Raw genomic sequence first — 13,187 nt, forward strand, 5'->3', positions numbered from 1 at the left:
TCCACGTTGGTTGACAACGGGCGGGCACTAGTAGAGCATTTCCGGCGAGATGAAATCAGTTCAAGCCAGCGAAAGTCAACACGTTGAGTCACTCGGTCGAGTGCTCGACGTGCTGGAACTGTTCACGGCGGGCGGGCCGGAGTTGTCGCTCACCGACATCGCCGAACGGCTCAAGTGGCCGACGCCAACCGCGCATCGGGTCGTTTCGACGTTGCTGGCGCGCGGATTCCTGGCACGAGACCCGCGCACCAAGCGCCTGCGCATCGGCATGAGCGTCATGCGGCTGGTCGGGCCGCTCATGTCCGGCCTGGCGCTGCCCGACCTCGCCCAGCCGTTCCTGCGCACCCTGGCGCAGGACACCGGCGAGACGGTCAACCTCGCCGTTCTCGATGGCGCGGAGGTTCTCTACCTTGCCTCAGCGCCGGGCAGCTTCCTGCTGCGGGTCGACACGACACCGGGGCTGCGCACCCCGGCGCACTGCACCGCGCTCGGCAAGTGCATGCTCGCCCAACTCGATCCGGCCGACGCTCAGCAGCAGCTCGGCGGGGCGCCGTACGTGGCGCGCACGGATCGCAGCGTCCAGTCCTGGGAGCAGCTCGCCGCCCAGCTCGACACCATCCGCAGCGATGGCTTCGCGCTCTCGGTGGAGGAGTACGAGGCGGGTCTTAACTCCTGCGCGGTGCCCGTACCGACCCACAACGGGGTGATCGCGGCGATCAACATCGCCGCGTCCGCGATCCGGGTCCCTGCCCAGGACCTGGTGACCACGTTCGTCCCCCGGCTGAAGGCGACCGCCGAGGCCATCGCGCGCGCCCAAGGACTCGAGCCGGACAACCCATGAGCACCAGTGCTGTCGCCCTCGACGACCTGCACGACCAGTTCCTCCTGGACCCCAGCCTCGTCCACCTGAACCACGGGGGGTTCGGTGCCTGCCCGAGGCCCGTGTTCGACGCCCATCAGCGTTGGCAGCGTGACCTCGAACGCCACCCGTCCGCGCTGCTCTCCCACGGCTATGGCGCACTGATGGAGGGCGTGCGCGAGCGCCTCGCCGAATTTCTCGGCTGCGCCGCGCGCGACGTGGTCCTCGTCCAGAACACGACGGCCGGTCTGAACGCCGTCGCTCGCTCGCTGCGGCTGCGACCCGGCGACGAGGTGCTGGCGACCGACCACGAGTACGAGGCGATGGACCTGCTGTGGCAGCACGTCTGCGCCGAGGCCGGTGCCCGCTACATCCGTCACCGTCTGCCGCTGCCCGTCGAGGACCAGGACGACCTGGTCGAGGCCGTGTGGTCGGCGGTCGGCCCGGCCACGCGCGTAATCTTTCTCAGCCACATCACTTCCAAGACCGCCATCACCCTGCCGGTGGCAGAAATCTGCCGGCGTGCCCGGGCCGCCGGGATCATGACCGTGGTCGATGGGGCGCACGCACCCGGACAGCTCCACCTGCGGCTCGACGCGCTCGGCGCGGACGTGTACGCGGCTAGTTGTCACAAGTGGCTTTGCGGGCCGCGGGGCACCGGCTTCCTCTACGTCCGCCCGGAGTACCAGTCCGGCATCCTGGCGCCGCTGATCAGCCACGGCTCCCAGCCGGGGTCGACCTTCCTGGAACGCCACCGGTGGCAGGGCACGCGCGATCCGAGCGCGTTCCTGGCGCTGCCGACCGCCATCGACTGCCAGCAGACCCAGGCGTGGGAGGCCGCCCGGCGCCGTAGTCACGAGCTGGCGCGGGCCGTTCGCGCGGCGGTCAGCGGACTGTTTCGCCTCGAGCCGTTCACGCCGGACTCCGATGACTGGTTCGTCCAGATGGTCTCGGTGCCGCTGCCGCCGTGCGACAGCGAGGCGATGCGGCGCCGGCTGTTGACCGAACATCGGGTCGACGCGCCGGTGCGTGACTGGGCCGGCGGATCACTGATCCGCGTCTCGGTGCACGCCTACAACACCCTCGACGACCTTGACCGTCTGGTCGACGCGCTCGACGCACTCTTTGCCACCCCTCGCGCCGCCCGACGGTAACGCGCGTACCCACCCGTCCGAGCCCCCGAGAGGATTGGGCCCGATGACCGACATCCAGGAACTTTCTGCCCTAACCCTGACCCACCAGGCCGCCCTCGACATCGATGTCCTCGACGAGATCCAACGGCGCGCGCTGTGGCTGGCCACCCGCACCGTGGATGCGGCCAACCACGACCGGGACACCGGTGACGGGGTCAAGGTCGGCGGGCACCAGGCGTCGAGCGCCTCGCTCGTGTCGGTGATGACGGCGTTGTGGTTCGCGCATCTGGACGCCGCGGACCGGGTGAGCGTGAAACCGCACGCGTCGCCGGTCTTCCACGCCATCCAGTACCTGCTCGGCAACCTCGACCGGTCCTACCTCACCACGCTACGGGCCCGCGGCGGGCTGCAGTCGTACCCGTCGCGGACCAAGGACCCCGACGACGTCGACTTCTCCACCGGATCCGTCGGCCTGGGCGCAGCCGCACCGCTGTTCGCCGCGGTGACCCGTCGTTACGTCGACGCGCATTTCGGCGCCCGGCCGCGGTCGCGTTTCGTCGCCCTGATGGGCGACGCCGAGCTCGACGAGGGAAACGTGTGGGAGGCGATCGCCGATCCCTCCACCCAAGGGCTCGGCAACGTCATGTGGGTGGTGGACTTCAACCGCCAGTCGCTGGACCGTGTGGTCCCCGGTGTGCGGGTCGGGCAGTGGAAGCAGCAGTTCGCTGCCGCCGGCTGGCACGTCGTCGAGGTGAAGTACGGTCGCCGAGCGCGCGCGGCGTTCCAACGTCCCGGCGGTGAGCGGCTGATGGCCTGGATCGACGCCATGCCGAACGAGCAATACCAGTCCCTGTTCGGGCTGGTCGGCCCCGATTTGCGCAAGCAGTTCCTCGACGGCGCCCCCAGCGAGGTGGAGTCCGTCATCGCGGACGTGGACGACACGGAACTGGCCGAGCTGATCACCGATCTTGGCGGCCACGATCTCCCGTCGCTCCTCGAGGCCTTCGCGGCCTGCGACGCCGAGACCGACCGGCCGAGCGTCGTCTTCGCCTACACGGTCAAGGGGTGGGGGCTGCCGATCGCCGGTAACCCGCGCAATCACTCGGCCCTGCTCTCCGGCGACCAGGTGGATGCGCTGCGCGCGTCGCTCGGACTCGACCGCGACAACGAGTGGGACCGGTTCGACCCGTCGACCCCCGCCGGTCGGTGGATCGCCGCCCGGCGCGCCCACCTGGCGCGGCCCTCCGTCAGCACGTCGCGACCGGTCCAGGTTCCGGCCAGCAGCGGGCTGCGCGCTGGAAGGCAGACGTCGACCCAGGAAGCCTTCGGCCGGGTCCTGAGCGAGCTGTCTCGAAACCGCGATGTCGCCCCGTACCTGGTGACCACGGCCCCCGACGTGGCCACGTCGACCAATCTTGCTGGCTTCATCAACCGCGCCGGCGTCTTCTCGCCGATCCAGCAGCGGCCGTGGAACACCGACCCGGTGCTGCGCTGGGCGGAGGGCCCGACCGGCCAGCACATCGAGCTCGGCATCAGCGAGATGAACCTCTTCCTGCTCCTCGGCCAGCTCGGACTGGCTCGGGAACTGTCGGACCAGCCAATGCTCCCCGTCGGCACCGTCTATGACCCGTTCGTCCTGCGCGGCTTGGACGCATTCATCTACTCGGTCTACTCCGGCGCCCGGTTCGTCGTGGCGGGAACACCGTCCGGGGTCACCCTGGCTCCCGAGGGTGGCGCCCACCAGTCAACGATCACGCCCAGCGTCGGGCTCGAACTGCCGAACACGACGTTCTTCGAGCCCGCCTACGCGACCGCCGTCGACTGGCTGCTCTGCGATTCGCTGCGCCGCATCGCCGCCGGCGATGGTGCCGGAGCCGAAACACCGCCGGAGGAATCCGGTGCCTATTACTTCCGGCTCACCACCCGGCCGCTGGACCAAGCACCGTTCGAGACGGCGCGGGCCCGAATGGGAGATGCGGTGCTGCGACGCCAGGTCCTGTCCGGCGCCTACCGGCTGATCGACGCCAGCGACCTCGCCGCACGTGGCGCACCTCAGGTGCACCTGGTCGGTTCCGGGGCCGTCCTGCCCGAGGTCCTCGCTGCCGCCGCTGAACTCGCCGACGAGGGCATCGCCGCGCACGTCGTGGACGTGACGTCCCTGGATCGGCTCTACGGCGCGTGGCAGAGCTGCCTGCGGCAAGGCATCCGCTCCGCGCGGGTGCCCCCGGTTCCCGGAGTGCTGGCCACCGCCTTCCCGCATCGCGCGCCGGTGGTCACCGTCCACGATGCGGCCTCGCACGCGATGGCCTGGTTCGGGTCCGCGCTCGGCGTCGCGTGCGTACCGCTGGGGGTAGACGAATTCGGCCAGTCCGGCACGGTGCACGACCTGTACCAGCTGCACGACCTGCTGCCCGGCAGCATCGTCAACGCGGCACTGGCCGCGCTCGCGTTGCACTGAGCCGACAACTCCACCGTCGACGGCGTCGCATTCCCGCCGCCGCCGGGGCATCGCGACCCGGCTGGCCTTGACCGGTCGCAGCAGCGATCCTATGCTTCCGGTGTGCGAAAGGTGTTTCCGTTGATTGGAACATCCAAGCCGGTCCCTCCGCGGCTCGATCGCCGGTGCAGTTCCCGCCCACGGGGCTCGGCGTCGCGGGCAACTCACCACCGTTCCGACTCTGGCGGTGAAGCCTGCAGCCGGAGGGCTTCCGGACAGGCACATGCCCGGCACGGCATCAAAGCGACTGATTGGCGAGGAACGTTGTGGTGATGGGTGACCTGACAGACCGGGTGGAACAGTTCGCCGCCGCGTTGTCCGCAGTGCTCGCCGAGCGCGGCGAGAACAGGTACCAGGGCATGCCCTCCGACGCCGACTCGCGCTACGCGTACAAAGAAATGGGTAGCGCCGGGATGATCGGCCTGCACTGGCCGGAGCGCCTCGGCGGCCAAGGCCTGGACCCCCTGGACACGCTGTCCGTCGAGGAGCGTTTCGGCTACCACTGGCTCCCGCTGTCCAGCTACCTGCTCTCCGTCAAGACCATCGGCAACGTCATGCTCAAGTTCGCCACGCCGGAGTTGCTCGAACGGTTGCTGCCGCCAGTGGCGGCCGGCGACCTGGTGTTCTGCCAGGGCTTCTCCGAACCCGAGGCGGGCTCGGACCTCGCCTCGCTGCGCACGCGCGCGGTGCTGGACGGCGACCGGTTCATCGTCAACGGCCGCAAGATCTGGACGTCGAGCGCCGAATACTCGGACTGGATCTACCTCGCCGTCCGAACCGACCCCGAGCGGCCCCGGCACCGAGGGCTGTCCGTGCTCGTGGCCGACATCAACACCCCGGGCATCGAGGTGCGCGTACACGAGACACTCGGTGGTGGCACCCTCGGCGAGGTACTCCTCGAGGATGTGGAGATCCCGGCCGACCAGATCGTCGGTGAGCTGCACGGCGGGTGGAAGGTGCTCATGGGCACACTCGACTTCGAGCGGGTCACCAGCGAGAAGGTCGGTGTCGTCCACTGGCTGCTCGACCAGTTGGAGCCCCACTGCACGACGGCGGCGCACCGGCAGGCCCTGCGCCGGCTCCGCGGCGAAGCACAGGCCGCCCGGCTGCACGGGCGGCGGGCCACCGAGCTGCTCGCCCGCCAGCAGCCGGCGAGTAAGGCGTCGTCCATGGCGAAACTGTCGGTCGCCAAGCTGATGCAGAAATTGGCAGGCGTGGCAGTCGAGATCCTCGGGCCGCAGGCGCTCATCGAGTCCGGGGGCGACGGGCCGGTGGACGGTCGTATCGCTGCCTTCCACCGGGCCGCGGTGGCGACCACCATCGCCGGCGGCGCCTCGGATATCCAGCGTCGGGTCATCGCCCGCCAGGGGCTGGGCTGCGCCTGATGGAATCCACGACCACCGATCACGCGACCGCACCAACCCGGCGACTGCCGCTTGCCGGCGTCCGCGTGCTCGACTACGCCCAGTACGTGGCCGGCCCGCTGGCGACAATGCTGCTGGCGGACCTCGGCGCAGACGTCGTCAAGGTCGAAGGACCTCGCGGTGACGCGTGGCGCCACTACGAGCCGCACGCGCCCGGCCAGAGCAACTACTTCTACTCGCTCAACCGCAACAAGCGCTCGGTCATGCTGGACCTGAAGACGGCGGAGGGACGCGCGGCGAGCGATCGCCTGATCGCCACCGCGGACGCGGTCGTGCACAACCTGCCACCGGCCCGGGCGGAGTCGTTCGGGCTCGACCGGGACAATGTCCACCAACTGAACCCCCGCGCCGTCTGCGTGTCGATCTCCGCCTTCGGCAGCCAGGGCCCCGACTCTGGACGCCTCGGCTACGACCTGATCGCCCAGGCGCTCTCCGGCCTGCTCATGGCCGACGTCCGGGTCGGCGACGAGGTACCGCGCCGCTCCGGCGGGATCCCGATGGCCGACCTCACCACCGGACTGCTGGCCGCCATCAGCGTCCTGGCGGGGCTGCACCAGCGCGCCTCGGACGAGGCCCCAGGCATCGAGGTCTCGCTCCTGGGAGCGGCGCTCACCACCCAGGTGCAGCGGTTCGTGCGACGGGAGCGAGTGGAGGCGGACCGGGCGCCGTCGCGGCCGGTGACCCGCGCCGAGATCGACGCCATCGCCCGAGCCACCGCTGCCGCCGAGGAGCTGGAGCCCTACTACCGCTGCTACGAAACGGCGGACGGATACATCGCCCTGGCCTGCCTGAACGTGAGCCAGCGACGCCAGGTGCTGGACGTGCTGGGCCTCGACGACCCGTGGGTCGAGAACCCGCAGGCGGACCCGGCCAACCCGGCCGAGCGCTTGCACCGGGTCGCCACGCATCAGCGGTTCGTGGCCGCCTTCCGGCACCGGACGACCGCAGAGTGGATCACATTGCTCGGATCCCGGAACATCCCGGTCGGCGAGGTGCGCCAGCTCAGTCAGTTGTTCGACGACGAGCAGGTGCAGACCAACGGGCTCGTGCAGTGCGTGCACCAGCCCGGAACAGGACAGGTGCGGCTGCTGGGCAACCTGTTCATGATCGACGGCGTGGCCGCGCCTGCCCGACGGCACGCGCCGGGACTGGGTGAACACACCCACGAGGTGCTCGATTCGCTACCCACGATCCACACCACCGAAGGAGGTCGAGCGTCGTGTCGATGACCGAGGTCGCGGCATTCACGTCGTCCATCCGATCCATCGTCACCGACCATTGCTCTCCCGGCCCGTGGCGGCCCGGCAGCACTGACGACGACCGGCTGCCGGAGCTGCGAAAGCACCTGGGCAGCGCCGGTTGGTTCGACCTGGGCGAGGATCCGCAGGCCCTGCCGTTCCTGGGTCCGGCCGCAGTGGAGCTGGGCCGCGGCCTGGCCGCACTGCACGAACTCGATGCCCTGCTCGGCGGAAGCCCGTACGTGTCAGGAATGACCCGCTATGCCGAGCCCGGCGATCGCGCGATCGTGCCCGCCCGGGACGGCCTGCGGGTAGCGCACATCGCTGCGGTCCAACCGGTCCCCTACGGCGACAGCATCGCCGCCGGCCGCGCCCGAATCGACGGCGGCGAGTTGCTGGACCCGACCGACGCGGGCCGGCGAGAAGCCGCCTGGGTGACCGCGACCGTCGGGTACCTCGCCGGGCTTACCGCCGAAGCCCTGCGGCTGGCGCTGGAACACACGACGACCCGGCAGGCGTTCGGCGGGACGCTGGCCGGGCTGGACAGCGTCCAGCAACGGCTCGCCGACGCCGCCCTCTGCGCCGACGGCCTGCTGCTGCTGGCCGAGGGATCACCCGACCTGGACGCCCTGGCGTACGCAGGGCCGGCCGCGTGCGCTGCGGTGGCGGAATGCCACCAGGTGGTCGGGGCGATCGGCTACACCCTGGAGTTTCCGCTCCAGCGGTACTCACGGCGGGCACGGGCGATCCACCTGTGGGCCGACGCATGGATCGAGGCACGCTCATGAGCACCTTCGTCATCACCGGTGGCAGCGCCGGCATCGGGTTCGGCATCGCCCGCCGCCTCGGCCGCGACGGACACGACCTGGTCCTGGTCGCGCGCGGCGAGGAGCGGCTGGCCGAGGCGGAGCGCCGCCTGCGTGAGGAGGGCGTGAACTGCCGAAGCGCGGCCCTCGACGTGCGCGACGCAGAGGCCGTAGCGGCGCTGATCGACGGGCTGCCGGCGGTCGACGGTGTGGTCAACAACGCGGCCGGCAACTTCGCCTGCCCCACGGTCGATCTGTCGGCGAACGGCTTCCGGGCGGTCGTGGAGATCTCCCTGTACGGGACGTTCTTCCTGTCCCAGGCGCTGGCCCGACGGCTGATCGCCGAAGGGCGACCCGGCGCGATCCTGAACATCATCGCCACCTATGCGTGGACGGGCGCCCCTGCCGTGGCACACTCCGCAGCCGCGAAGGCGGCGATGCTTGCGTTCACCAAGTCCGTGGCCCGCGAATGGGGCCCACACGGGATCCGCGTGAACGCACTGGCGCCCGGCTTCGTCCCGACGTCGGAGGCCACCGCCAACATCCTGTCCGACGAGTCCGCGCAGGCCGCGATGCTGGACCTGATCCCGCTCGGCAGGTTCGCCGACGTCGACGACATCGCCGAATCCGCCGCGTTCCTGCTCAGCGAGCGGGCCGCGTACGTGACCGGCGCGGTGCTCACGGTCGACGGCGGCAGGTCACTGGGTGTTTCGATGCACCGCGCAAAGCATGACTAGCCGAACAGGAGAAACCGGAATGGCAACCAGGTTGGCGTTCATCGGACTCGGCATCATGGGCGCGCCGATGGCCGAGCATCTCGTCCGGGCCGGATTCGATGTCATCGGTTACAACCGGAGTCCCGCGAAGACCCGTCGCTTGGTGGAAGCCGGCGGCCGGGCCGCGACCAGCATCGCCGAAGCCGTCGCGGACGCCGACATCGTTTGTGTCATGGTGCCCGACTCGCCGGACGTACGGGAGGTGCTGGCCGGCACGGACGGCGTCTTCGACACTGCCCGGCTGGGAGCGCTTGTCATCGACTTCAGCAGCATCCGCCCCGACGTTAGCAAGGACCTGTGGCACCAGGCGAAGGCCAAGGGGCTTCGGCTGCTCGATGCGCCGGTCTCCGGAGGGCAGGCCGGCGCGGCGAGCGCCACACTGTCGATCATGGTCGGCGGGGAAGCTATAGACGTCGAGGCGGCTCAGCCGGTGTTCCAGGCAGTGGGCAGGACCATCGTCCACGTCGGCCCACCCGGCTCCGGTCAGACCGTGAAGGCGGCCAACCAACTCATCGTGGCCGGGCACCTCGAGCTGCTGGCCGAGGCCATCGTCTTCCTCGACGCCTACGGCGTTGACACCAGGAAGGCGATGACCGTCCTGGGTGGTGGCCTCGCCGGCAGCGCCGTGCTGAACCAGAAGAGCGAGGGGATGCTGGCGCGATCGTTCCAGCCCGGATTCCGGGTGGAGTTGCATCACAAGGATCTGGGCATCGTCACGTCCGCCGCCCGGGAGGCGGGGGTGGTGATCCCGGTCGGGGCCGTGGTCGCGCAGCTGATGGCATCGCTCAAGGCCCAGGGCAACGCGGACGACGACCACTCCGCGCTGCTCAAGCTGCTCGAGCGACTGAACGGCCGGCAGTGAAGCCCGGGGAGGAGAGAGCTAACATGAGTGATTCCCCCCGCGTCGCGGTGGTCACCGGCTCGGCCCGCGGAATCGGCGCCGCGACAGCGCAACGACTGGCGGCGGACGGATTCGCGGTCGCGGTGCTGGACCTCGACGAGTCAGCCGTGGCGTCCACTGTAGACGTGATCGGGTCTCACGGCGGCCGCGCGCTTGCGGTCGGCGCCGACGTTTCCGATCCCGAGCAGGTCACCGCCGCGGTCAACCAGATCACCACCGAACTCGGTGCCCCGACCGTCCTGGTCAACAACGCCGGCGTGACCCGGGACAACCTGCTGTTCAAGATGACCGTGGATGACTGGGACACCGTCGTCAACGTGCACCTGCGCGGATCCTTCCTCATGACCAGAGCCGTGCAGAAACACATGGTGGACGCGAGGTTCGGCCGCATCGTCAACATCTCGAGCACCTCCGCGCTCGGCAATCGCGGCCAGTCCAACTACTCGACGGTAAAGGCGGGCCTGCAGGGCTTCACCAAGACGCTCGCCATCGAGCTCGGCAAGTTCGGCGTGACCGCGAACTGCATCGCCCCCGGCTTCATCGTCAGTGACATGACGAAAGCGACCGCCGACCGTCTCGGTGCGGACTGGGACACCTACCTCGCCACCCGCGCGAAGCAGACCCCCGTAGGTCGCGCCGGGCAACCCCAGGACATCGCGCACGCCGTCTCCTTCCTGGTCAGCGAAGGTGCCGGGTTCGTCTCCGGACAGGTCATCTACGTGGCCGGCGGGCCGAAGGCCTGAGCCACGCCGCATCACGGGCATGTCATCGACAGTCAGGAGGAGCCATGCCGGCCACCGTGATCACCGGCGCAGACGGCGTCCGGGCACTCGTCGAAACAGCGCTCGGGCCCAGTGGGTGGGAACTCATCACCCAGGACCGGGTGAACAAGTTCGCCGACGCGACCGGGGACAACCAGTGGATCCACGTCGACGTGGCACGGGCCACGCGGGACAGCGCGTTTGGCGAGCCGATCGCGCACGGCTACCTGACACTGTCCCTGATCCCCCTGCTCCTTCCGCAAATCGTCGAGATCCGCGGCTTCACGATGGGTGTGAACTACGGCTGCGAGAAGGTCCGCTTCCCGGCTCCCGTTCTGGTAGGCAGCCGCGTCCGGGCAACAGCCGTGATCGACGAGGTCACCGACGTCACCGGCGGCATCCAGATGCGAATCACCGCCACGATCGAAATCGAAGGCAATCCGAAACCCGCGTGCGTCGCCACCGTCCTGCTGCGCCGATACGTGTGATCGTCGACGCGGTGCTGGTGCCGAACCCGGCTCCTAGCAGAGCTGTCGACGCGGTCAGGCACAGGGCCGATCGCGATCGCCCCGCGGCCAACACCGGCGCGTAGATCGGATGCACTGTTGGCCGAGGGTCTACCAGGCGCTGGCGCCCGGCGAGATCACCGGTCGGGCCGTCGTCGTGATGGCCCCAGCCGATTGACCATCGAAAGAAGGGCTGAGACTCACATGTCGGAACGCATTGTCCACTGGATCGGCGGGAAGGAGTACGACTCCGGGGAATCCCGGCTTGGACCGGTCTACGACCCAGCGCTCGGCACCCAGCGCGCCTCCGTGCTGCTCGCTGACGCCGCCGAGGTCGACGTCGCGGTGGCCGCCGCAGCGTCCGCGTACCCCGGATGGCGCGACACGTCCATCGCCAAGCGTCAGTCGGTGCTGTTCGCGTTCCGCGAGCTGCTCAACGCCCGCAAGAACGAGCTCGCGGAAATCATCACCAACGAGCACGGCAAGGTGCTCTCCGACGCGCTCGGCGAGATCGTACGCGGCCAGGAAGTCCTCGAGTTCGCGCTCAGCTTCCCCGAGGTACTCAAGGGCGACTACACGTACAACGTCTCTACCGGAGTGGACGTGCACTCGCTTCGCCAGCCGATCGGCGTGGCCGCGATCATCAGCCCGTTCAACTTCCCGGCCATGGTGCCGATGTGGTTCCTCCCGATCGCGCTGGCTGCGGGGAATTCCGTGGTACTCAAGCCCAGCGAAAAGGACCCGTCAGCAGCGATCTGGCTGGCGCGGCTGCTGGCCGAGGCTGGGTTGCCAGACGGGGTGTTCAACGTGCTGCACGGCGACCGGGCGGCCGTAGACGGTTTACTGGAGCACCCCGGTGTCACCTCCGTCTCGTTCGTCGGTTCGACGCCGATCGCTCGATACATCTACCAGGCCGCGGCGGCCAATGGGAAGCGGGTGCAGGCCCTCGGCGGCGCCAAGAACCACATGCTGGTGCTGCCTGACGCCGACCTCGATCTGGTCGCCGACGCCGCGGTAAACGCCGGCTTCGGCTCGGCGGGCGAGCGGTGCATGGCGATCAGTGTCGTGGTGGCGGTGGAGCCAGTAGCCGACGCTCTGATCGCCAAGGTCACCGAGCGCATGAGCAAACTGCGCACCGGGGACGGCCGGCGTGGCTGCGACATGGGGCCGCTGATCAGCCGCGAGCACCGTGACAAGGTCGCGTCCTACATTGATGTCGCGGCGCAGGACGGAGCGACCGTGGTGGTCGACGGCCGTGATGTGATCGCCGACGGCGCGCCGGAGGGCTTCTGGTTAGGGCCGACCCTGCTCGACCGGGTACCGACCACCTCGCGCGCCTACACCGATGAGATCTTCGGCCCGGTGCTGTCCGTCGTACGGGTGAATTCGTACGATGAGGGCCTCGCGCTGGTCAACTCCGGAGCCTTCGGCAACGGCGCCGCGATCTTCACGCACGATGGTGGCGCCGCCCGACGGTTCCAGGCCGAAGTCGAGGTGGGCATGGTCGGCATCAACGTACCGATCCCGGTGCCGGTGGCCTATCACTCCTTCGGCGGCTGGAAGGAGTCGATGTTCGGCGATGCCAAGGCGTACGGGGTGGACGGCTTCCGGTTCTTCACCCGCGAAAAGGCGATCACCACGCGCTGGCTCGACCCTAGCCACGGCGGCATCAACCTGGGATTCCCGCAGAACGTATGAATTCAAGTGTGCTGTCCCCTGTGCCTTCAGTCTGGTCGGTCTGGGCTCCTTGCCGAACGCAAAGGACGTTGAGATCGCGGTGCTCCGCCACCAACTGATGGTGCTACGTCGGCAGGTAGCGCGGGCCCTGCTACACGGCCGCCGACCGGATGATCCTCGCGAGCCTGGCGAAGCTACTCCCCCCGCGATCGCCGGCCCAACCTCCCGTGGTCGACGTTGCCAAGGGTTGGACCCAGAGGTGGTCGACCTCGTGCTGCGGCTGGCCCGAGAAACCCCAGGCTGGGGATACATCCGTATCGTCGACGAGTGCCGCAAACTCGGCATACGTGTATCGGCGACCGCGGTACGCACCATTCTGCGCCGCCACCACCTGAGACCGAAACCCCGGCGCGGCGGCCCGCCGGGGACGCAGTTCCTGCGAACCCAGGCCGCCGGAACGCTCGCCAGCGACTTCCTCACCGTCGGGACATCGGCCTCACCAGGCTGTACGTGTTCTTCATCACCGGACTCGAACACCGCCGGGTGCACCTGGCCGGGAACTCCGCCCACCCCACCGGCGCCTGAGTCACCGAAGCCGCCCGCAACCCG

11 protein-coding genes are annotated in these 13,187 nt (G+C 69.2%); all 11 read left to right on the forward strand.

The annotated features are described in order from the left end of the window. The first annotated feature begins 49 nt into the window (after window positions 1-49). The 11 genes from GKC29_RS21830 (at window position 50) to GKC29_RS21880 (ending at window position 12,599) form a co-directional block, all read left to right on the forward strand. Window positions 50-841, forward strand: coding sequence for an IclR family transcriptional regulator (locus GKC29_RS21830; RefSeq protein WP_155332594.1), 792 nt, complete (start codon window positions 50-52; stop codon window positions 839-841). A 101-nt stretch (window positions 842-942) separates the two neighbouring features. After that, window positions 943-2,013 (forward strand): aminotransferase class V-fold PLP-dependent enzyme, encoded by a 1,071-nt coding sequence (locus GKC29_RS21835; protein WP_230688761.1) that lies wholly within the window; start codon window positions 943-945, stop codon window positions 2,011-2,013. A 43-nt stretch (window positions 2,014-2,056) separates the two neighbouring features. Beyond that, window positions 2,057-4,450, forward strand: coding sequence for a transketolase C-terminal domain-containing protein (locus tag GKC29_RS21840; protein ID WP_155332595.1), 2,394 nt, complete (start codon window positions 2,057-2,059; stop codon window positions 4,448-4,450). Between the two features lie 311 nt (window positions 4,451-4,761). Next, on the forward strand, window positions 4,762-5,874 hold the full coding sequence (locus GKC29_RS21845) for an acyl-CoA dehydrogenase family protein (RefSeq protein ID WP_155332596.1): 1,113 nt from the start codon (window positions 4,762-4,764) through the stop codon (window positions 5,872-5,874). Then, complete coding sequence (locus tag GKC29_RS21850) at window positions 5,874-7,142, forward strand: CaiB/BaiF CoA-transferase family protein (RefSeq protein WP_155332597.1); 1,269 nt, start codon at window positions 5,874-5,876, stop codon at window positions 7,140-7,142. The genes GKC29_RS21845 and GKC29_RS21850 overlap by 1 nt, the downstream gene beginning before the upstream one ends. Continuing rightward, on the forward strand, window positions 7,133-7,939 hold the full coding sequence (locus GKC29_RS21855) for a hypothetical protein (RefSeq protein WP_230688762.1): 807 nt from the start codon (window positions 7,133-7,135) through the stop codon (window positions 7,937-7,939). The genes GKC29_RS21850 and GKC29_RS21855 overlap by 10 nt, the downstream gene beginning before the upstream one ends. After that, window positions 7,936-8,694 (forward strand): SDR family oxidoreductase, encoded by a 759-nt coding sequence (locus GKC29_RS21860; protein ID WP_155332598.1) that lies wholly within the window; start codon window positions 7,936-7,938, stop codon window positions 8,692-8,694. Before GKC29_RS21855 ends, GKC29_RS21860 begins: the two co-directional genes overlap by 4 nt. Beyond that, window positions 8,687-9,595 (forward strand): 2-hydroxy-3-oxopropionate reductase, encoded by a 909-nt coding sequence (locus GKC29_RS21865; RefSeq protein ID WP_230688763.1) that lies wholly within the window; start codon window positions 8,687-8,689, stop codon window positions 9,593-9,595. Before GKC29_RS21860 ends, GKC29_RS21865 begins: the two co-directional genes overlap by 8 nt. A 23-nt stretch (window positions 9,596-9,618) precedes the next feature. Next, complete coding sequence (fabG, locus tag GKC29_RS21870) at window positions 9,619-10,377, forward strand: 3-oxoacyl-ACP reductase FabG (RefSeq protein ID WP_155334284.1); 759 nt, start codon at window positions 9,619-9,621, stop codon at window positions 10,375-10,377. 44 nt (window positions 10,378-10,421) lie between these two features. Continuing rightward, window positions 10,422-10,883, forward strand: coding sequence for a MaoC family dehydratase (locus tag GKC29_RS21875; RefSeq protein WP_155332599.1), 462 nt, complete (start codon window positions 10,422-10,424; stop codon window positions 10,881-10,883). 222 nt (window positions 10,884-11,105) lie between these two features. Next, window positions 11,106-12,599, forward strand: a complete 1,494-nt coding sequence (locus GKC29_RS21880; RefSeq protein ID WP_155332600.1) for a CoA-acylating methylmalonate-semialdehyde dehydrogenase — start codon at window positions 11,106-11,108, stop codon at window positions 12,597-12,599. Window positions 12,600-13,187: the final 588 nt, after the last annotated feature.

Origin of the sequence: Micromonospora sp. WMMC415 (assembly GCF_009707425.1) — a bacterium.
In the GTDB taxonomy this organism is placed as follows: Bacteria; Actinomycetota; Actinomycetes; order Mycobacteriales; family Micromonosporaceae; genus Micromonospora.

Coding starts and splice junctions, on each gene's coding strand:
- GKC29_RS21875 (WP_155332599.1), top strand. CDS start 10,422: ATGCCGGCCACCGTGATCACCGGCGCAGACGGCGTCCGGGCACTCGTC.
- fabG (WP_155334284.1), top strand. CDS start 9,619: ATGAGTGATTCCCCCCGCGTCGCGGTGGTCACCGGCTCGGCCCGCGGA.
- GKC29_RS21880 (WP_155332600.1), top strand. CDS start 11,106: ATGTCGGAACGCATTGTCCACTGGATCGGCGGGAAGGAGTACGACTCC.
- GKC29_RS21840 (WP_155332595.1), top strand. CDS start 2,057: ATGACCGACATCCAGGAACTTTCTGCCCTAACCCTGACCCACCAGGCC.
- GKC29_RS21850 (WP_155332597.1), top strand. CDS start 5,874: ATGGAATCCACGACCACCGATCACGCGACCGCACCAACCCGGCGACTG.
- GKC29_RS21865 (WP_230688763.1), top strand. CDS start 8,687: ATGACTAGCCGAACAGGAGAAACCGGAATGGCAACCAGGTTGGCGTTC.
- GKC29_RS21845 (WP_155332596.1), top strand. CDS start 4,762: ATGGGTGACCTGACAGACCGGGTGGAACAGTTCGCCGCCGCGTTGTCC.
- GKC29_RS21830 (WP_155332594.1), top strand. CDS start 50: ATGAAATCAGTTCAAGCCAGCGAAAGTCAACACGTTGAGTCACTCGGT.
- GKC29_RS21860 (WP_155332598.1), top strand. CDS start 7,936: ATGAGCACCTTCGTCATCACCGGTGGCAGCGCCGGCATCGGGTTCGGC.